Below are 21,282 nucleotides of genomic sequence, written 5' to 3' on the forward strand. Positions count from 1 at the left end.
CAACCAGGTTGAGCAATTAACCGAAAAGACCGAAATATTGTCATTGCAAGACAACGAGCAGTTGCTAAAAGAAATTGAGGCGCTAAAGGCCGAAATCAAGGCCATTGATATCCCCACTGTCATTCACGAAGGGGACAAGGTCAAGCTTGACTATAGCGAGCTACAACAACAGCTTGACAACCTCAACGAGAGCATTAGTAGATTGGCTGTCGCGCCGGCGGACGATTCCGTTCGCGATTTGGCTATTAATGTCTTTAGGGAAAGCATGATAGAAGTGCTAAATGAAATTACCAACCTAAAAGACGAATATATTTACCAAAGCGAAAAAAACGAAGCTTTGTCTAACGAGATAAACGCGTTAAAAGAGCAATTATCCCAATATTTTGAGGATTCCGCCCAAAGAAGCGATATAGCCATATTTAATGAACTCAATGAGCTAAAAGAACTGATCTCGTCAAAAGCGGCGGCGGTTGACGGTCAGTTGTATCAAGACATATCTAACGAGCTTAACGCCATCAAAGAACAAATAAACCAAAACCAAGAAAATATTATAAAAGCCTATAAGAGCGACGCGCATACCCAGCTCTTAAAACATATTAACGAGTTAAAAGAGAATTTTATTGTCGCCAAAGCCGACACCGACAACACTTTTATAGTGGAGACGGCCTCAATCAGGGAACAACTCAACGCCTTAAAACAGACTTTGGACTTTAATAAAATATCCCAAGATATTGACCAATTAAAATCAGCCCTACAAAACAACCAACCGCAAATAGATATTAACAGCATAAGACAAATTATAAAAGAAGAAGTTAACGGCGCAAAGTCAGCCGAACTTGCCGTCAGCGTCGCGGCGATAGAAAGGCAATTGGTCGAACTGAAAAAAGATTTGGCAAAGCGTCAAGAAGCGGACGCGGCGACATTAAACTTTATGGCGCGCATTGCTTCGCTTTTGGAAAAACAAATAGAAAAAGGCAATTCTTTGCTTGAAGACGATATCCAAAAAATCAAACAAGAAATTGACAAGTTGCAGTCTTTAAGGGTTGAGGATATCTCAGAAGAATCCCAAAGATTCGCCAAAAGGCTTACAGCCTTAAAGGAGGACCTCTCCAAAATAGCCAAGATTGCCAATATAGAAGAAGACCGACGCGATGTCTTGGAAGAGGCGGTCGCCCAGCGCGATACCGATGCAGAAAACCAAACCCAAGAGGCGTTATCTCAAAAAGAGCTTCTTAGAAAACAGCTTTTGGAGGGCGGATTGCCCGAAGAAAGCGTCAATGAGATAATTGACAGCATCTATCAAGAAGACGATAAGTGATTTTTTGCTATAATTATAGATTAAGTGATTTAATTACATAAAAGGGGTTTTAAAACTTGACCTCTTTTTCTTTTATGTGGTATTTTATGGTTAGAAAATATCAGTACTAAGTTTTAGGAGGATAAAAATATGGATAATGTAAAAAAGGCGCTTAACAAACAAGTCGCGAATTTTGCAGTTCTTTATATAAAGCTGCACAACTACCATTGGTTTGTTAAAGGGAATTTGTTTTATACCTTGCACGAAAAATTTGAAGAGCTTTATGACGAGGTAACGGGATATTTTGACGAAGTTGCGGAAAGATTGCTAATGATAGGCGGTCGTCCCGCGGCCACTATGAAAGAATATTTGTCTTTGGCTTCAATCCAAGAAGCTAGCGGCAACGAATCCACCGAAGAAATGGTCCAAGCTATAGTAAAAGATTTTGAAACCGTTAATGCCGAGCTAGCAGAAGGCATAAAGGCGGCGGCCGAGGCTGCGGATGAAGCAACGGTTGATTTATTTGTGACTATTTCCAAAGACCTTCAAAAAAATATTTGGATGCTAAAAACTCTTTTAGACTAATACTTTTTAAAACATAACAAATTTTAAAACGGCGCTAAACATTAAATTAGCGCCGTTTTTTATTTACACAACCTATGTTTTATAAAAAACATAGGCTGGAAAAATGTTTTAGGCGATCCTTTCTATTTGGCCGCCCAATTTTTTGAACTGTTCTTCAATAAGGTAATACCCTCTGTCAATATGGCTTATATTATTGACTATTGTGGTGCCTTTTGCCGCCAACCCAGCCAAAACCAAAGCCGCGCCGCCACGCAAGTCCATAGCCGTAACCTCGGCGCCCTGCAGGCTTTCCACGCCCCTTACTATCGCCATGCGGTCCCTTACGGTAATATTGGCGCCCATTTTGATTAATTCGGGACAGTGCTTAAACCTGGTCTCAAACATATTCTCTATAATCATGCAAGTCCCCTCGGATATTGTTTGAAGCGCTGTCATAGGCGCTTGCAAATCGGTAGGAAACCCCGGATACGGCAGCGTTTCTATAATTTGCGCGGTCATCGGCCTTGAGTTGCATTCAATGTCAATATAGTCAGGCATTAAGTTAAACTCGCAACCGCTCTCGCGCAGCTTGGCTATTAATGCGTATAAGTATTCGCTTTGGCAGTTAGTAACTCTTATTTTGCCCCCGCAAATCGCGCAGGCAATCAAATATGTCCCAGCTATTATACGATCAGGCATAGGCCAATATTCGCAATCGGAAAGCGTTTCCACGCCTTGTATGGTTATAGTGCTTGTGCCCGCGCCCGATATTTTGCCGCCCATCGCATTGATAAAATTTTGCAAGTCCGTGATTTCAGGTTCTTTTGCGGCGTTTCTTATCTCGGTTACGCCCTCGGTCAAAACAGCCGCCATCATAAGATTTTCGGTCGCCCCTACGCTGGGATAATCAAGATGAATATTGCCGCCTTTCATATTCGTACCGTCGCAAATTATAAAGCCGTGTTCTTCTTTGATTTTTACATTAAGGTCCCTTAACCCCTTTAAGTGCAAATCTATGGGCCTTATCCCGATGTCGCACCCGCCCGGATACGACACTTTGGCCGCCCTAAACCTGCTTAATATTGAGCCCAGCATAAAAATAGAAGAACGGATTTCTCTTGCAAGGTCGGGCGGGATTTCCCAGCTATGAGCTTTTGAACAGTTTATGTAAAGATCGTTGTTATCGTCCCAGCGGTAAGAACATCCCAATGTAGACAATATGTTCAGCATATTAAAAACATCGGTAATAGGGCTTACATTATGTAAAATGGTATTGCCGCTATTTAATATGCTTGCCGCCAGGATAGGCAGCACTGCGTTTTTGGATGTGCAAACAGCGATTTCGCCTTCTAAACGGTTACCGCCTACGATAACCAGTTTTTCCTTATTTTTATCCATAATGTAACTCCAAAGAAGTCTTAAGGTATCTCGTTGTTTTTGCGTAATGTTTTTTAAAAAATATTCTTGGACATTACATAGTATGGCGAAAAATAAATATTGGTTAATGCCCCAAAAACCCAAAACTAATTTCAGTTGACGGGAATATCGGCTTGGATTAAAATAAATATAAAGATATTAAAAAAATTTCAAATTTCTAAAAAATTTTATTATTTTTTCAAAATTTTTAACAAAAACCCTAAATCCAAATATATTAAATATATAATGCGTTTGAACGCATTATAAAAGTTATAAATACAGTTAATAATAAAGGTGTTTATAGTGTGCAAATATTACGCTTTTTAAAAACGGCATACTTGATAGGCGATATATCTTGTGATATAATTATTTGAAATCAAGGAGTTAATATGACGGAATTTATACCCAACAAAGGCAATATTCAAGAAACAACTATCAATAATTATAAAATGCCGCGCATTTTAAAGATGATAGCTTTGCGAGGGCTGGTGGTTTTCCCGTATATGAGCGTGAGCTTTGACATAGCGCGGGATAAATCCCTTTACGCCCTCAATAAAGCGCTTGAAAACGACGAGCAGATTTTTTTGGTGACGCAAAAACACGCTTCCCAAAACGACCCAGCTCCCAAAGATATATATAGAATAGGCACAATTTGCCGCATAAAACAAGTATTAAAAATGCCGGGCGACACTTTAAGGGTGTTGGCCGAGGGCGTAGAGCGAGCCGAGATTGAAAGCTACCAGAGCATAAAGCCGTATTTTGAGGTGGCCCTCAAAGAGATGCCCGAAGACGCCTCGGACCCTCTGTTAGTGGAGGCGATGAAAAGAATTGTCAAAGAAAATTTTGAAGAGTATTGCCGTTACGACACCAAGATTGTTACCGATAACTTCGCAAGCATCAACATAGAAACCGAGCCCGAAAAATTTGTTTACGCGATAGGGCAATACATCTATCCCAAAGAATCCGACCGCCAAAAACTGCTGGCGATTAATAACTTGGACAAAAAGCTTCAAATGATCAGCGAGTCCTTGGTCCAAGAAATAGAAATCCTAAAGATTAAGAAAAAGATTGACAATCGCGTCCGCAAACAGATGGACAAAAACCAAAGGGAATATTATCTCAGGGAACAGGCTAGGGCGATTCACGAGGAGCTTGGGGACGGCGACGAAGACCTTATGGATTATGTAAAAAAGGCAAAAGAATTAAAGTTGCCCCAAGAAGCCCAAGAAAAAATAGAAAAAGAAGTAAAACGCCTTCAAAAGATGAGCCCCACATCGCCCGAGGCGGGCGTTTCGCGCTCGTATATAGAATGGATTTTGGATTTGCCTTGGACCAAAACCACCCAAGACAATCTTGACCTAAAACGCGCCCGAGAAATTTTGGACGAAGACCATTTCGGCCTCCAAAAAGTCAAGGACCGAATTTTAGAATACCTTGCTGTATTGCATTTGACCAAGACTTTGAAAGGGCCTATCTTGTGCTTTGTAGGACCGCCGGGCGTGGGAAAAACCTCAATAGTCAAGTCAATTGCCCGAGCGATAGGCAGAAACTTTGTGTCCATGTCTTTGGGCGGCGTAAAAGACGAAGCCGAAATTCGCGGACACCGCCGCACTTATATAGGCGCGATACCGGGAAGAATAATATATCATATCAAGCAAGCGGGCACTATTAACCCTGTGTTCTTGTTTGACGAAATAGACAAGATGTCAAGCGATTTCAGAGGCGATCCCGCCTCGGCAATGCTTGAAGTGTTAGACCCCGAACAAAACTTTCAATTTAGGGACCATTATCTAGAAATACCCTATGACTTATCCAAAGTCATGTTTATAACCACAGCTAACACCACGGAAGGCATACATCCGGCTTTGATTGACCGTATGGAAATTATCCATTTAAGCGGCTATACCGAAGAAGAAAAATTTGAAATAGCCCAAAAATTCTTATTGCCCAAACAAATAAAAAACCATGGGCTTGGAAATATCAAAATAGAAATAGAGCCCGACGCCATTTATCAAATTATCAATAACTATACAAGCGAATCGGGCGTTAGAGGTTTGGAGAGGAACATAGCGGAAATTTGCCGCAAAATCGCGCTTGAGATAGTGGAGCAAAACAAAAAACAAGACCAATTTAAAATTACCGCCCAAAATCTTTTTGATTATTTGGGCGTGCCCAAATACCGCGATAACGAAATCTTAAAAGAGGATGAGATAGGCGCTTCAACCGGGCTTGCTTGGACCGCGGTAGGCGGCAAAACTCTTACGGTGGAAGTTACACTAATAGAGGGCGGCAAAGGCGATATTATCTTGACGGGCAATTTGGGCGATGTCATGAAAGAATCTTGCCAGACGGCCATAAGCTTGATAAAGGCAAGGGCAAAAGAATGGAACATTGATGTTTCTGCATTCAAAAAGACCGATATCCATGTCCATGTGCCCGAAGGCGCGACCCCAAAAGACGGGCCTAGCGCCGGCATTACGATAGCCACGGCCATTCTATCGGCGTTTACCAAACGCGCCGTGTCCAAAGATATAGCCATGACAGGCGAGTTAACGCTTAGAGGCAAAGTTTTGCCGATAGGCGGACTGAAAGAAAAAATGCTGGCGGCCAAGCGCATGGGGATCAAAAAAGTCATAATACCCAAAGACAATGAAAAAGATTTGGCGGATATTCCGCAAAGCATAAAAGAACAAATAGAAATTATTATGGTTGACGATGTCTCCAGCGTTTTCCAAAACGCTATAGTATAAAATGACTCATAATCCCGACAAAAAAACAACCATAACAAAAGCAGAGTTTGTAAAGTCTGTTATTAGCATAAAAGACCTGCCGCAAGACAATATCCCGCATATCTGCGTGCTGGGGAAGTCCAATGTAGGCAAGTCTTCTTTTATTAATAAGCTGTGTAAAAACAACAAGCTTGCGCGGGTATCCAAGGAAGCGGGTCGGACCAAAACGCTCAATTTCTTTTTGATAAACGACGGGGCGTTTTATTTGGTGGATTTCCCCGGCTATGGGTATCACGCAAGCGGAAAAAGCTTTGATGTTATTTGGGCAAGCTTAATTGAAAAATATTTTAGCGTATGCCGAAATATCGTTCAAGTTTTGGCTCTTGTGGATATCAGGCGCGAGCCCGCGCAAAACGATTTGGAAATGATTCAATATCTTTATGTCAACCAAATACCGTTTATGGTTTTAGCTTCCAAAGCGGATAAAATTGCCAAAACCAAAATACCCGCTCATCTTAATATGCTGGCGTCTTATTTAAAAATAGGCAAAGACAATATTATACCGTTTTCTTCTTCTAACAATCTCAATATAAACAAAATTACCCATTACATATTTCAAAAGGCATATCAAGACATATAAAAAAGGCGGAATGCCCGCCTTTTTTATATTGACAATAGTTCTTTCATGCCATATAAGCCGTTTGGTTTACTCATCAAAAACTTAGCGGCTTTTAGGGCCCCTAGCGCGAAAATAGTCTTGCTTTGCGCCGTATGGGTAATAGAAATAGTCTCGTCCCTCCCAAAAAAACTTACCGTGTGTTCGCCCACTACCGTGCCGCCCCTTAAAGAATGCATGCCTATTTCATTTTGTTCTCTTTTTGAATTGGTGCTATGCCGCCCAAATGTGAGATGGCGCGGGCAAGACAGGCCTTGGTTTACGCTTTGGGCAAGCATAATCGCCGTGCCCGAAGGCGAGTCAACTTTTTGGTTGTGATGGGTTTCCACTATCTCTATATCAAACCCCTCAGCCAATTTACCCGCGGCTATTTTTACCAATTCGCACATTACGCTTACGCCCAAAGACATATTGCCCGAACAAAAAATGGGTATTTCTTTGGACGCTTGCGATATTAATTTCAGTTGCTCGTCAGAGTATCCTGTGGTTGCCAGCACCAAAGGAATGTTATTTGACCTAGCGTAGCCTAAAAGCCCAAAAAGCGCGTCGGGTCGCGAAAAATCAATGACGCAGTTAATATCATTGGGCAAATCATTATAATTATCAAAAACTTGGACACCCGCGCCTACGATGTCTTTGAATTTATCCAAACCAACGATTTTATTAATATCCTTGTCGTCCTTGGCGGCGCTTAACAAAGTTCTGCCCATTTTGCCGCCAATTCCGCATATCATTAGATTAATCATAACTTTTTTCCTTAAAATTTATTATAAATTAGGTATTAACCGCTTCAACTCTTTTAATATTTGTTCTTTATTTTCGGACTCTGTCAAAGGCAATCTGGGCGCGCCGCAATCAAAGCCCAAAAGATTCATCGCCGCTTTTACGGGAATTGGGCTAACTTCGCTAAACAAAACATTAATCAAAGGCAAAAGCTTAAACTGCAATTCCCGCGCCGTTTTCAAATCGCCCTCAAAAAAGCTTGCGCACAAATTTGACACTATCTCAGGCACGGCGTTAGAAACCACGCTGATAACGCCCATGCCCCCTAAGGCCAATATAGGCAAGATGCACGCGTCGTCGCCGCTGTATATGGCCATCTTGTCGTTTACTAAAGCGGCGGTTTTGGATATTTGTTCTATATTGCCGCAAGCTTCTTTTATGGCCGTTATGTTGGGGTGTTTGGACAATTCCAAATATGTTTGGGGCAAAACGTTCAAGCCCGTCCGCGACGGGACATTATAAACTATTACGGGCAGGTCGGCGCTGTCGGCAATAGCGTAATAATGCCGAACAAGGCCTTTTTGGGTGCATTTGTTGTAATACGGCGTTACCACCAAAAGCCCGTCAGCGCCTATGGAAGCGGCCGTCTTTGCGTATTTTATGCTTGTGGCTGTATTATTGGTGCCTACGCCAACTATTACGGGGATTTTGCCGTTAACATAATCTACCGCAAACTCTATAACTTGCGTTCTTTCGTTTTCCGTCATTGTGCACGGTTCGCCCGTAGTGCCTAACACAATCAAGGCGTTGGCGCCGTTGTCAAGCTGATAATCAATCAATTGCCTAAAAGTTTGAAAATTAACGCCTTCGGAATCAAAAGGCGTAATAATGGCAGTTCCAGACCCTTTAAAAATCATAAATAAATCCTCTTTTTAATAAAAATTAATTACACGGCCTTTATATTGTTCTTGACGATGTATTCCGCGATTTGGACAGCGTTAGTGGCGGCGCCTTTTCTGATATTATCGGCTACTATCCAAAGGTTAGCGCCGCTTTTGACGCTGTAATCTCTTCTGATCCTTCCCACAAAAACTTGGTCTTTTCCATCGGCGTCAATTGGGGTAGGGTATACGCCATGGGCGGGGTCGTCCATAACCACAATGTTTTCAAAGTTCCTTAACGCTTCTTTTAGTTCGTCCAAATCAAAATCTTTTTCAAACTCAATATTAGCCGAAACGCTATGGCCGTTCATAACAGGAACTCTTACGGTAGTCGCGGTAATTTTCAGGCTTTGGTCGTTAAGTATTTTTTGGGTTTCTAATATCATCTTTTGTTCTTCTTTGGTGTATCCGTCTTCCATAAACACATCAATATGGGGGATACAATTGGAAAAGATAGGGCGCGAAAATTTTTGCGGCGGCAGCCCTTTTAGTCCGTTTTCCAGATCCAAACAGCCCGCCCTTCCCGCGCCGCTTACAGCCTGATAGGTGGAAAAAACTATTCTTTTTATCTTATACAAATCGTGCAAAGGCTTTAGCGGAACAACGCTTTGGATAGTGGAGCAATTAGGATTGGCAATAATGTTTTTATGGTTTTTGATAGCTTCGCCGTTTACCTCGGGCACGACCAAAGGCACATTTTCGTCCATTCTCCAGCAGCTTGAATTATCAATGACAATAGTATGGTTTTGGGCGAAAATGGGCGCAAATTCTTTAGATACCGCGCCTCCCGCCGAAAAAATCGCTATATCTATTTTTTTATCTATTATATTTTGCTTGCAAAGCTCTATTACCGTATAATCTTTACCGCCAAATTTAATTTTTTTGCCCGCGCTCTTTTTTGACGCGTAAAGATAAAGATTATTGATAGGAAAATTCCTCTCTTCCAAAACTTGCAGCATCTTGTTTCCAACCAAGCCGGTCGCCCCTACTACCGCGATGTCGTATAACATATTATCTCCTTTAATATAAAAAAATAGCGCTTTCTATAGAAAGCACATACGATGAATAACCTTAAAAAAATATATTTTTTAAGTCATCACCAAATGTGCTTCACTATTATCAAATAACAGTGACAGTTATACGGGTATTATCCCGTATACCCAACCCCAATAAGCCAAAGCATTGGGAAGCTTATTAGGATTTCGGCAAAGATACCCTTTCGCTTATAATATAATCCCAATATTATATATAACCTATAAGCTACTGATGTTCTTTGCTCCCCATTGGTGTTAATTTAATATAACACAGAAGATTTAAATTGTAAATTATTTTGTGCTATATTTTATAAATATGCGATGTATCTAAAAAAGATTAATTTAAACCGCGCAACCATAGATGTTTGGACTTTTTTGGCGTTTTGCTATATTATATAATCATGGAAATGTTGGATTATTTGATTTTCGCAAGGCGTTCTTTGCACAAAATCCCTGAGCTATTTCATCAAGAATTTTTGACCCAAAAGTTTATAACCGAACAACTAGACAGCTTTAAAATCAAATACAAAACTATCAAAACGGCGGTAATCGCTGATATTGACGGTATTGACAAGAAAACAAGGCTGGCTTTTAGGGCCGATATGGACGCGCTACCGATTGCCGAGCAAAACCAAGCAGACTACAAATCAATCCATGACGGCATGATGCACGCATGCGGACATGACGGCCATATGGCTATGCTTTTGGGCCTTGCCAGATATCTTGCTTACAACAAACCGGCGGTTAATGTAAGATTGATATTTCAACCCGCTGAAGAATGCCAAGGCGGCGCCGAGATGCTAATTGAAAAGGGCGCGTTAAAGGACGTAGACGCTATATTTGGCCTGCATCTTTCGCCCGAATATCCTATAGGGACTATTGCGACCGACGCGGGCGCGATCTTTGCGGGCGCTTGCGATTTTTATATAATTTTTGAGGGCAAGAGCGGACATTGCGCCGATTATCAAAAATATATTGACGCTATTAGGGCGGGCAACGAGTTTTATAACCAAGCGCACAATTTATATAAATCAAAGCATCAAGCCAATTCATTATTCCATATTGGCAAAATAACAGGCGGCAGCGCTTCAAATATAGTGGCTGACTATGCCCGCTATGATTGCACTTATAGGTTTTTTGACGAGGCGCAGCAAGAAGATTTTATGATGCGCTTGGAAGATATTTTGATAGAAATCCAAAAACAAACGGGCGCTTCACACAGGGTGGTAGTGGAAAATTATTATCCGCCGCTTGTCAATTCAACCCATATAGTCCAAATGCTAAAGAGAAAATTTGAAATAGTTCAAGCCCGGCCCAAATACACGGCGGAAGACTTTGCTTATTATCTCAAAAAAGTAAGCGGCGCGTTCGCTTGGCTAGGCGTCGGAGACGAACGCCATACCGCGCCGCTGCATAGTCCTGAGTTTGATTTTGACGAAAAGGCGCTATTGACGGGATTAAATTATTATATTAAGATCGCTCAAAATTATTTGCTTGAGGAATAACGACCAAAATAATGTTTGAAAAATACCCAAAATATGATACTATGATTAAAAAGTTATAGGATAATTTTTGAATAAGGAAGGATATCATGGCTGAAAAAAAAGGCTGGCTATATAGATGGACAATGGGGCGGGACGACAATCCCGACTTTATTTTGGAAGACTTGCCGGGCAATAGATGGGAAGTATTCAAAGATGTGTTATTCAACCGCTTTGGCGCGCTTGTCAAAATAAATTTATTGATGCTTTTGTTCGCTCTGCCCGCGATTGCGTGGTATTTTTTCACGCTTAGCGTAAAGGCGACTTCGGGCGCGTTTATCAACTATACGGTCAATTTTGGTTTTGGCTATCCTTTTATTCAAGACATTCCTTTTATCGGCCAGTTATTTAATTTGAAACAGCAGTTATGGTTCAGCTTGATAATGGTTCCGCTTTTGATGATAGCAAGCATCGGTCTTGCGGGCGGTTTTCATGCTATTAAGATGCTGGTTTGGGGCGAAGGCATCGCCGTAGGCAACACATTTTTTAAGGGCATAAAATCAAATATTGTTCCTTTTTTATGGAGCACGCTTTTTGTGGGCTTAGCCCTTACGCTAGTTCAATATAATATATCGGCCTACGGGCTGTTTACAGAATCTACTTTTTTGAGCGTTATGTCGCTGGTATCCTCAATTATATTTCTTGTGTTGCTTGTTTTTATGGTTGTTTTTATTTATACCCAGGCCGCGACATACAAGATATCCTTATGGGGACTTATCAAAAACAGCTTTTTGTTTGCCATAGGTCTTTTGTTTCATAATATTTTCTTTGTAGGCATTACGGCTCTGCCGATAATTCTTTTTTTGGTCGGCGGTCCCCAATTAGGACTCATTATATTGTTATTCTACGCGCTGATAGGAATCTCCATGACAATACTTATTTGGACCTTATATGCCCATTATGTATTTGATAAGTTTTTGAACGATAAGATTGAGGGCGCGATAAAAGACCGCGGCATATATAGGAAGAGCAGAGAAGAGATTGAACGCAGAAGAAAAGAAGCCCAAGAACGCCGGAAAAAAGCGGCCAACACAAGATTTATCAATCCCAAAAAGAGAAAACGCAGCATAGACGAAGGCAAAGGCATTACGCCTTTGACGACCACTTTCTCAAGAGAAGACCTAAAAAGACTGGCCCAAGAAAGAAAAGAGCTTGAGACCGAACAAGACGAAAGCGAAGACAATACCGACGATATAATAACCAAAGAAGACAACGAATAATTTATTAATGGAGACTTGAATATTGAAAAGCCTAAAAAAGCTAAACTTTGCCCAAAAAAAAGGCAAGATACTAAAATTTGTGCAAGACGCCGATTATTACTTTGACTTGGCTTTGGACAGCCTTGAAGTTGAAGATTATTTGACAGCGTTGGAATATATACGAAGGGCGATCAAACAAGACCCTAGCGAATTGGATTTTAGGTTTTTGCTGGCTCAGATATACGCTGATATGGGTTTATATACAAAATCAAATTTTGAGTATTTTAAGCTATTGGCTATAGATTCAAAACTTGGCGAATGTTTTTTGAGAATTTCGCAAAATTATTATATGCTTAGAAACGAAGCGGCGTCCGCTTATTATCTTAAAAAAAGCATGGAATTTGATTTTGACGAGGATGAAATTATTGACGCCGACGAATTATTGCGCGAATTAAGCGGAAACAAATTTCGGCTTATTTCAAAAAACATAGAAGATCAACTACTGCTTAGTTACGCCAATAAACTTATGTCCATTTCGGAATATGACAGCGCTTTGCAATTGCTATCGTATGTAAAACCGGACTCAAAATATTATATCAACGCTCTAAACAGCGCCGCTTTTTGCAATGCGCGCGTGGATAATCCCCAAAAAGAAATTGATTTGGCTCAAAAAGTTTTAGAAATAGACCCTCATAACATTAACGCTTTGTGCAACCTTGCCGATGGATACGCCCAAGCGGGCGATATGGACACGGCAAGACAAATCGCCGACAATATCTTGGAACTCAAAATCACTGACGCCAATGATTATTATAAGGCTGCTATTGTGTTTTTGCAATGCGGTTATAATAAGCAGGCCATAAAATATTTATGCGACTTTTTGTCGTATTATCCTTATCACGAATCGGGACTGCTTTTGTTGAGTTTAGTTTATTATAACCAAAAAGAATTGGAATTGGCCAAAGAATGTATTTACAAGCTGGTCAGGATTGACAATACTAACACGATAGCGAAATATTACAACCAATATTTTCAAAACCATGAAGAATTTAAAGAACTAGAATATATAAAACAAGTGCCCAAAGAAGAAGCCGACAGAAGAATAAAGATGTTTGAAAAGATCATTTCGTATTCTTCTGCCGAGATGATAAAACTTATAAAGACCAATAATGAATTTTTTGATTATGTCAAATGGGTTTTTGATTATGCGGATATTGATTTGAGCCAAAAGCTTATAGAAAAGCTTGCGAGATTAAGAAACTTTAAGGCCCATATGTTTTTACGCGAATGCCTTATCGATAGCACATTTTCATATATAATTAAGCAAAAAATATTAAAAAAGCTTTTGTCCATGCTGCCTTCCAAGAAAATAGCGCTGCTTCACGAAGAGGAACTTAAATTTATCTCGCCCAAAATCAATAAAACTATTTTTAATTACCCTAAGGCATATTTTGAGGCGTATATAGATGTTTTTGCCGCTTTGGCGTTTGTGGACAAGGATTATGAAGCGGAATTTAACCGCTCGGTCAAAAGAACGCTAAATCTTTGCTCAACCCATAGCGTCAATTTCAAAAGCAGAAAAAATATTGCCGCGTTGTTCGCGTATAACTTTAAAAGACCTGAGATATTCCGCAATTTAAACACGGTGATAAAAGTCTTTGGCGCAAACAGGCAAACGCTGAAAAAATATTTGGATAAATTAGGGATAGAAAAATGATAGATTTTCAAAAACTCTATCATGAGTTTATGGATGAATGGATTGAAAAAAACGCGGGCAAATACGCCACCGAAGACGAGATTTCGCAAGCTGTGGCCGACGCTTATGAAGAATGGTGCAACCGCCAATACCTAGAACTAGGTGGCTTAAGCCCCAAACAATATTTTGCCAGAATTGACGATCCCAAGGCTTTGGTTGATATGCTTATTGGCTATTCAATAGGAAAAGAAGATATTCCTTCTGTCTTATTGGACCGCATAATAGAAGTTAAAGGCGTCGTTCCTTATCTAATGGATATTATAAAGCGCCAAAAAAACGACGAATTGACAATGTATGCGATTAACATTCTCAACGAAATGTCCAGCGAAGAACCGTTTGATATTTACATAGATTGGATTTTTAATCCCGAAATTGACAAGGATTTGAGAGACATAGCGGCTGAAATCTTAGCGGAAAACGCACTTTTGGTAAAAGACCGGGTGCTTGACAGGCTAAAAGACGCCGATTTTTCTTCCAAAGAATACGCAAGCGATATTTTGGTAAGGTGCCCAAAAGACGAAAGAATTTATAATCTATTGAAAGAATTATTTTTGAGCGCGGTCAATTATCAGTTATACGCCAATTATTTGGGACAGTATGGAGACGAGCGCGCGGTCGTTATATTGCTTGAAGCGGCAAAAACTTGCGATTATATTAGTTTTTTGGAAATCAGAAAAGCGGTGGAACAATTGGGCGCAGATTTTGATGTTGAAAGGGACTTTTCTCAAGATATATATTTCCAAAAGCTGACCGACAAATCATAAAAAACGGCGCAATGTTTTTATGCCTTATATGAGATTTGACTTTGGATATTAGATTTGTTTATAATCAAGCTATTATGAAGATTTAATTAGCCATTTTTTTAATTTTCTTTTATTGTAAATTTTCTTTTTTATTTTTTAGCAAAAGAGGTAAAAACTTATGGCGCGCGGAAATACCCGAGGTATCAAACGGCATATTTTAAATATGCTTGAAAACATATACGATATAAAATCTTATGATTTTGTAAATCAAGAAATTTTGGATATTGCGGCAAAAGTTACTAGCGAGTATAACAGGGAGGTTTTGGTCGCCATCTCAAGACAAGGCAATGTCTTAAGCGTGTCCGTAGGGACTTTTGATACGGGCGCAATCTCAGTCAACAACCAAAGAAAAGGCCTTAACGGAATCAGACTAATCCATACGCATCCAAACGGCGACAGCAGACTGTCCCAAGCGGACTTGTCGGCGCTAAAGCGCCAAAGATTTGATTGTGTCGCAGCCTTAGGAATAAGCCCCCAAGGCGAAATAACCGATTATCATATAGGCTATTTGACGGCCAATGGCGTTAGAGTTTTTAAAACCCAAAACATCAATGACGCCCAATACCTTGATTATATTAAGCAATTTGACAAAGAGTTAAAAGCACAAAAAGACTATTATTTTGTTGAAAACAAACCCCAAAAAGAAAGAGTGATTTTGGCTTGCATTGCCGCGTCCGACCAGGAAGCCGAAATTAATTTGCGGGAACTCAAGTCCTTGGCGCTTTCGGCCGGCGCCGAGGTTGCGGCGGTGTTTAGCCAAAAAAAAGACAAGCCCGACCCAAAGTTTATGCTAGGCAAGGGCAAAATTCAAGAAATTAAAATAGCGATACAAAATTATAACGCCGACACATTAATTATAGACAACGAGTTGTCCGCGATTATGATAAAAAATCTTGAAAAGGAATTAAATGTAAAAGTAATTGACCGCTTTAACTTGATTTTGGATATTTTTGCGGCAAGGGCTCAAAGCGCGGAAGGCAAGCTTCAGGTAGAATTGGCTCAATTAAAATACAGCCTGCCCAAACTCTTAAACACAGGCATAAAAATGGATAGACTAAGGCAGGGCATAGGAATGAGAGGCCCGGGCGAAAAAAAGCTGGAAACGGATAGAAGACGCATAAAAGCCCGCATCAAAGACCTTGAGGCAAGGCTTCAAAAGTTAAAAAAAGAACGCGACCTAAGGCGCGCCAAAAGGGCCAAAAGCGCTATCCCTACTGTGGCGCTTGTAGGATACACCAATGCCGGCAAAAGCACGATTATGAATTTATTGTCAGGCGCTAATGTCTTAGCGGAAGACAAGCTTTTTGCCACGCTTGACCCCGTAACGCGCAAGGTTTACACCCCTAACGGCTATTATACGCTTACCGATACGGTAGGGTTTATCCGTAACTTGCCGCACGAGTTTATTGACGCGTTCAAATCCACTTTGGAAGAAGCCGTTCAAGCCGATTTGATTTTGCATGTAATGGATTATTCCGACCCCAATTTATTTTCGCAATATGAAGCCGTGATAGATGTGTTGGCAAAAATAGGAGCCGCTTATAAGCCCGTTATAAATATTTATAACAAAATTGATATAGCTGAAGACAGGCTAGACATCCCGGCAACCAGCAACTCGGTATTTATATCGGCGTTGACAGGACAAGGCGTAGCTAACCTCAAGGCGCTAATATCAAATAAACTATTTGGAAAAAACTAATAAGACCGCCTTTTTAGGCGGTCCTTTTTAATATTCTATTCCTTTTGAAATATAATCCTCAAGCTCGTCTATCTTAAGTCTTATCTGTCGCATAGTGTCGCGGTCCCTGATTGTCACTGTGTCGTCTTCCAAGGTGTCAAAATCAATTGTCACGCAATAAGGCGTTCCTATTTCGTCTTGACGGCGATAGCGCTTGCCTATGCTGCCCGTCTCGTCATAAGCGGCGGCAAACTTCTTAGAAAGCATGCGATAGACTTGGTCGGCCTTATCGGACAATTTTTTCTGGAGCGGAAGCACCGCGACCTTAACGGGCGCGAGCGCGGGATGAAACTTTAATATAGTCCTTATTTCGCCGTCTTCAAGCGTTTCCTCGCAATAAGCGTCGCACAAGAAAGCGAGCAAGGCTCTTTCCACGCCCAAAGAAGGCTCAACGCAATAAGGTATATATTTTTCATTGGTGACGGGATCTAAATATTCCATGCTTTCTTTTGACTTTTCTTGATGGTTTTTAAGGTCAAAATCCGTCCTGTCGGCAATGCCCCAAAGCTCGCCCCAGCCAAAAGGAAACTTATACTCAAAGTCCGTAGTCGCTACTGAATAATGCGATAGCTCTTCCTTTTTGTGGTCGCGCATCTTTAAGTTTTCAGGCTTTATATTTAAACCTATAAGCCAATCGTAACAAAAGTTTTTCCAATATTCAAACCATTCCAAGTCAGTGCCGGGCTTGCAGAAAAACTCCAATTCCATCTGCTCAAATTCCCTAGTTCTAAAAATAAAGTTGCCGGGCGTGATCTCGTTTCTAAAAGATTTGCCTATTTGGGCTATCCCAAAAGGTATTTTGGCGCGGGTAGTCCTCAAAACATTTTTAAAATTGACAAAAATACCTTGAGCGGTTTCAGGCCTTAGGTATATCGCGCTCTGGCTGTCCTCGGTCACGCCTTGAAATGTTTTAAACATCATATTAAATTTTCTAACGGGCGTAAAGTTGCTGTTGCCGCAGTCAGGGCAGGGTATTTTATTTTCTGCCACGGTCTTTCCCATTTGTTCGTCCGTCATTCCCAGCGGAGAAATATCTTTATTGTGTTTTTGCGCCCAATTTTCAATCAAGTGGTCGGCACGGTGTCTTGTGCGGCAAACTTTGCAATCCATCAGCGGATCGGTAAAATTACTTAAATGTCCGCTGGCTTCCCACGCTAGGGGATTCATCAAAATAGCGCAGTCAACGCCTATATTATAAGGGGATTCTTGCACAAACTTTTTCCACCAAGCTCTCTTGATGTTGTTTTTTAGTTCCACGCCCAAAGGCCCAAAGTCCCAAGTATTAGCTAAGCCGCCATATATTTCGCTGCCCGCAAAAATAAAACCTCTATTTTTGCAAAGAGCCACAAGCTTATCCATAGTCACGGCGTTGTCCATAAATATACCACTCCAAAAAAAATTAATTATTTTTTTAAGTCTATTGTCAATATATTTTTATGTCAAGCGTTTTTCAAACCGCCTTAAAATTTATACGGCTTATGAACACATTATTTTTGACTGAATATAATGGAAATAGAAATGGTCAAACACACATTTCAATACTATAGAGGAGGATTTAAGAATGAGTTTTGGCGATTATGGCGGAGGCTTTGGCGGATGCGGATGCGGATTTGGCAAATTTGGCGGCTGTGAGGACATCTTCTGCATCTTATTGTTGTTATGCTTATGCGGCGGCAAAGGCAAAGACAGATGTGGATGCGATATAGACATCTGTGAATTGATTTTCATTATAATTATACTTCAATGCTTGTGTGGCTGCGGAAAAAAATGCTGCTAAAAAGCGCTCCTTAAATTGACGGGCAAACTTTTTGTTACATACAAAAGATGACTGCCCAAACCTAAAAGCAGGGGATTTTTATGTCCCTGCTTTTATTTTTTTGCATAAATAATACATAAATAATAATTAAAACAACTCAATCTATTGTTGTATATAAATGACAATTTTGATATAATTATGCAATAAATAGGATGCACCTGGGTTTTTTAGGGCATCACTAAAACAAATAAAAAATAAAAAAGTATGGCATCTAAGATTTTAGAGCCAAAACGGAGGTTTTTTATGAAACAAAGATCATTATCAGCCGACATTGCGTTATACGCGATATTTACCGCATTGCTTGCGGCGTTTTTGTTTTTGCCCTATGTCTTTTTGATACCGTTAATAATAATGGTAATCTTTATGGACTTTAAGGCGTCTGTATACATTAGCGTCGCTTTTGGCTTGATTTCTATTACCTACGCATTCTTTATGGGCTCGTTATTTGTAGCCGCGGCGTTTAGACAATATCCGCTTATAGCGATAATCCCTAGATTGTTTGTAGGCCCTGCGGCATATGGGGCTAAGATATTGCTAAAAAAAATAACCAAAAACAGCGACAATTTCTTTTTGCGCGAAATATTGCCTTATAGTATAATAGGCGCTGTCGCCACTTTGACCAATACGATTTTGGTAGTCGGCTCGTTTGCGGTATTTGCCATGGATTTTGTCGGTCCAAACGGCGTTATGATGTCTTTGGCGATAGGCGAAATGATAATCGCAGGCTCAATAGAACTTGCCATAGCTATTGTCGTTACTCCGGCTATTGTATTGGCGCTAAAGAAGGCGGACAAAAATAATTTTTTAAATTTGGAAGAAGCATAAGAAAGGAGAAAAATGGTTTTAGTAATTGACATAGGAAACACAAACGTAAAGCTCGGCATTTTTAAGGATAACTTCTTGATGGCAAGCGGCAGAATTGCCACGCATTATCGCAGAACTTCGGACGAATACGGGCTTTTGGTTACAAACCTTATAGAAGCGAATAATCTTTCAAAAAAAGACATAACGGGAATTATTATATCCAGCGTTATACCCGACCTTAACTACACCTTTGAGCATATGTGCGATTTTTATTTTGGGATAACTCCGTTGGTTTTGGGGGCGGGCGTAAAAACCGGGCTTAATATAAAATACGATAATCCAAAAGATGTGGGCAGCGACCGCATAGCTATTTGCGTCGCTGCCATGAAAGAATACGGCAAACCGCTAATCGTCGTGGATTTTGGCACTGCGACCACAGTTAATGTAATTGGTAGGGATAACGAATTTTTGGGCGGCTTGATTTGCCCCGGGATCAAGACTTCCCTTAATAGTTTAGCCGAAAGCACGGCAAAACTGCCCAAGATAGAATTGGTAACGCCCAAAAGCGTAATAGGGAAAAGCACGGTTACTAATATGCAATCAGGCATGTTTTATGGTTTTGTGGGCTTGCTGGAGCATATCATAAAGAAAATAAAAGAAGAAGAAAATCTTCAAGACGCCAAGGTTATCGCGACTGGCGGGCTGAGCGAGTATGTTGTCAAAGGCACTAATGTAATTGACCGCATTGACAGGAGATTGTCTTTAAAAGGGCTTAATTATATTTATCAAATGAACGACCCTACCGTCGCAAAATAATAAATGAGGAGATGTTATGAAAAAAGTCAGCATAGGCATTTTGGGGCTTGGAACAGTAGGCGGAGGCGCTTATCGGATTTTGACGCAAAACCATGAAAGCATTTTGCGCAAAGAAAACCTTGATTTGCAAGTTGTCAAAGTTTTGGAAAAATCGCCTCAAATCGCCATACAAAAAGGCGTGCCCAAAGACAAAATCGCCGCCAGCATAGACGATATAACTTCCAATCCCGAGATAGACATTGTAGTGGAGGTTATAGGCGGGATAGAGCCCGCAAAATCTTTTATTGAAAGGTGTCTTATCTCAGGCAAACATGTGGTCACCGCAAACAAAGAACTTATTTCAAAACATTGGCGCGAATTAGAACAAATCGCCCAAAAACATAACAAGGGCCTATATTTTGAAGCTAGTTGTTTGGGCGGCGTGCCAATTATAAGGTCTATCGTAGAGGGCATGCAAGCAAACAATATAATTGAAATAGCCGGCATTTTTAACGGAACAACCAACTATATTTTGACCAAAATGAGCGAAGAAAATATGAGCTATGCCGACGCCTTGGCCGAGGCGCAAAAGCTTGGCTATGCCGAGGCCGACCCCACAAGCGACGTGGAAGGCTACGACGCTATGTATAAACTCAATATTTTGTCAACCTTGGCTTTTAGAAAGCAAATCCCGCTTGAGAGCATTTATAGGGAAGGCATTACCAAGATAACCAAGACGGACATCCAAAGCGGCAAAGAATTAGGCTACACAATCAAATTATTGGCGATAGCTAGACTATATAACAATTCTTTGGAAGTTAGGGTTCACCCAACATTCGTGCCCGAAAAGCATCCTTTGGCAAATGTAAGGGATTCTTTTAACGCCGTATATTTAGTCGGCAATTATGTGGGCGAGATAATGCTTTATGGAAGAGGCGCGGGCGATTTGCCCACGGGCAGCGCCATTGTAAGCGATATAATTTATTGCGCCCATCAAGACAAACCCCGTTATATAAAATTTGATAGGGAACTAAACGACATTAAGCTGGTCACTGATTTTAAGTCCAAGTATTATATGGTGCTAAATTGCGCGGACAAACCCGGAGTTTTGGCGCAAACGGCGGCGGTATTGGGCAGCAACCAAGTTAGCATTGACAGCGTAATACAAAAAGGCAAACATAAAGAGTTCGCAAGGGTTGTGTTCTTGACCCACAAAACTTCGGAATTGTCTATGAAAAAGGCGTTAAAAGAGCTGGAAAGATTAAAGGTTGTTGATAGCATAGAAAGCGTTATAAGAGTGCTAGATTAAGATAATTTACATATTTTGCCAAAAAAAGTAAAATAATAAGGTAATAAAAGCAAACCAAATTAAAAAAATATTTGGGAACAATCATGGCAAAATATGGACAAGTTAAGAGTTTTAGTTTGACAAATGAATTTAATTAATGTA

At 40.5% G+C, this 21,282-nt stretch carries 18 protein-coding genes; 13 read left to right on the forward strand and 5 right to left on the reverse strand.

Annotation, left to right across the window (positions count from 1 at the left end):
- Together GX756_03660 and GX756_03665 are read left to right on the forward strand one after the other, a co-directional pair.
- On the forward strand, positions 1-1,318 hold a 1,318-nt coding region (locus GX756_03660; protein ID NLC16955.1), incomplete at its 5' end, for a hypothetical protein.
- Positions 1,319-1,447: 129 nt separating this feature from the next.
- Positions 1,448-1,882: a DNA starvation/stationary phase protection protein gene (locus GX756_03665; GenBank protein ID NLC16956.1), complete on the forward strand. Its 435-nt coding sequence runs from the start codon at positions 1,448-1,450 to the stop codon at positions 1,880-1,882.
- Between the two features lie 108 nt (positions 1,883-1,990).
- Here the strand turns inward: GX756_03665 and murA are convergent, their stop codons facing one another.
- Positions 1,991-3,259: a UDP-N-acetylglucosamine 1-carboxyvinyltransferase gene (gene murA, locus GX756_03670; protein NLC16957.1), complete on the reverse strand. Its 1,269-nt coding sequence runs from the start codon at positions 3,257-3,259 to the stop codon at positions 1,991-1,993.
- Positions 3,260-3,726: 467 nt separating this feature from the next.
- Between murA and lon the strand changes: the two genes are divergently transcribed.
- Entirely contained in the window at positions 3,727-6,027 is a 2,301-nt protein-coding gene (gene lon, locus GX756_03675; GenBank protein ID NLC16958.1) for an endopeptidase La, read from the forward strand.
- A gap of 1 nt (position 6,028) precedes the next feature.
- A complete protein-coding gene (locus GX756_03680) occupies positions 6,029-6,646 on the forward strand; it encodes a YihA family ribosome biogenesis GTP-binding protein (GenBank protein ID NLC16959.1) in 618 nt (205 codons plus the stop codon).
- Between the two features lie 23 nt (positions 6,647-6,669).
- Here the strand turns inward: GX756_03680 and GX756_03685 are convergent, their stop codons facing one another.
- From GX756_03685 to GX756_03695, 3 genes are read right to left on the reverse strand one after another with little or no spacing between them, the layout of a single operon-like run.
- Entirely contained in the window at positions 6,670-7,428 is a 759-nt protein-coding gene (locus GX756_03685) for a 4-hydroxy-tetrahydrodipicolinate reductase (protein NLC16960.1), read from the reverse strand.
- A 21-nt stretch (positions 7,429-7,449) separates the two neighbouring features.
- Positions 7,450-8,322 carry a 4-hydroxy-tetrahydrodipicolinate synthase gene (locus GX756_03690; protein NLC16961.1) on the reverse strand — a complete coding sequence of 291 codons (873 nt, stop codon included), beginning with the start codon at positions 8,320-8,322 and terminating at the stop codon, positions 7,450-7,452.
- Between the two features lie 29 nt (positions 8,323-8,351).
- Positions 8,352-9,356, reverse strand: a complete 1,005-nt coding sequence (locus tag GX756_03695; protein ID NLC16962.1) for an aspartate-semialdehyde dehydrogenase — start codon at positions 9,354-9,356, stop codon at positions 8,352-8,354.
- Between the two features lie 425 nt (positions 9,357-9,781).
- Between GX756_03695 and GX756_03700 the strand changes: the two genes are divergently transcribed.
- The 5 genes from GX756_03700 (at position 9,782) to hflX (ending at position 16,378) form a co-directional block, all read left to right on the forward strand.
- A complete protein-coding gene (locus GX756_03700; protein NLC16963.1) occupies positions 9,782-10,885 on the forward strand; it encodes an amidohydrolase in 1,104 nt (367 codons plus the stop codon).
- Between the two features lie 86 nt (positions 10,886-10,971).
- Positions 10,972-12,141 (forward strand): hypothetical protein, encoded by a 1,170-nt coding sequence (locus tag GX756_03705; GenBank protein ID NLC16964.1) that lies wholly within the window; start codon positions 10,972-10,974, stop codon positions 12,139-12,141.
- A 22-nt stretch (positions 12,142-12,163) separates the two neighbouring features.
- Complete coding sequence (locus tag GX756_03710) at positions 12,164-13,837, forward strand: hypothetical protein (GenBank protein ID NLC16965.1); 1,674 nt, start codon at positions 12,164-12,166, stop codon at positions 13,835-13,837.
- Entirely contained in the window at positions 13,834-14,640 is an 807-nt protein-coding gene (locus GX756_03715; protein ID NLC16966.1) for a hypothetical protein, read from the forward strand. The genes GX756_03710 and GX756_03715 overlap by 4 nt, the downstream gene beginning before the upstream one ends.
- A 157-nt stretch (positions 14,641-14,797) precedes the next feature.
- Positions 14,798-16,378, forward strand: coding sequence for a GTPase HflX (gene hflX, locus GX756_03720; protein NLC16967.1), 1,581 nt, complete (start codon positions 14,798-14,800; stop codon positions 16,376-16,378).
- A gap of 27 nt (positions 16,379-16,405) precedes the next feature.
- On the opposite strand, the gene GX756_03725 is transcribed toward hflX, so the two are convergent.
- A complete protein-coding gene (locus tag GX756_03725) occupies positions 16,406-17,794 on the reverse strand; it encodes a glycine--tRNA ligase (GenBank protein NLC16968.1) in 1,389 nt (462 codons plus the stop codon).
- Between the two features lie 184 nt (positions 17,795-17,978).
- On the opposite strand from GX756_03725, the gene GX756_03730 reads away from it, so the two are divergent.
- The 4 genes from GX756_03730 (at position 17,979) to GX756_03745 (ending at position 21,141) form a co-directional block, all read left to right on the forward strand.
- Entirely contained in the window at positions 17,979-18,194 is a 216-nt protein-coding gene (locus tag GX756_03730) for a chorion class high-cysteine HCB protein 13 (protein NLC16969.1), read from the forward strand.
- Positions 18,195-18,476: 282 nt separating this feature from the next.
- Entirely contained in the window at positions 18,477-19,058 is a 582-nt protein-coding gene (locus GX756_03735; GenBank protein NLC16970.1) for a hypothetical protein, read from the forward strand.
- 12 nt (positions 19,059-19,070) lie between these two features.
- A complete protein-coding gene (locus GX756_03740; GenBank protein NLC16971.1) occupies positions 19,071-19,853 on the forward strand; it encodes a type III pantothenate kinase in 783 nt (260 codons plus the stop codon).
- A gap of 16 nt (positions 19,854-19,869) precedes the next feature.
- Positions 19,870-21,141, forward strand: coding sequence for a homoserine dehydrogenase (locus tag GX756_03745; GenBank protein NLC16972.1), 1,272 nt, complete (start codon positions 19,870-19,872; stop codon positions 21,139-21,141).
- Positions 21,142-21,282: the final 141 nt, after the last annotated feature.

Source organism: Clostridiales bacterium (genome assembly GCA_012512255.1).
Classification (GTDB): Bacteria; Bacillota; Clostridia; order Christensenellales; family DUVY01; genus DUVY01.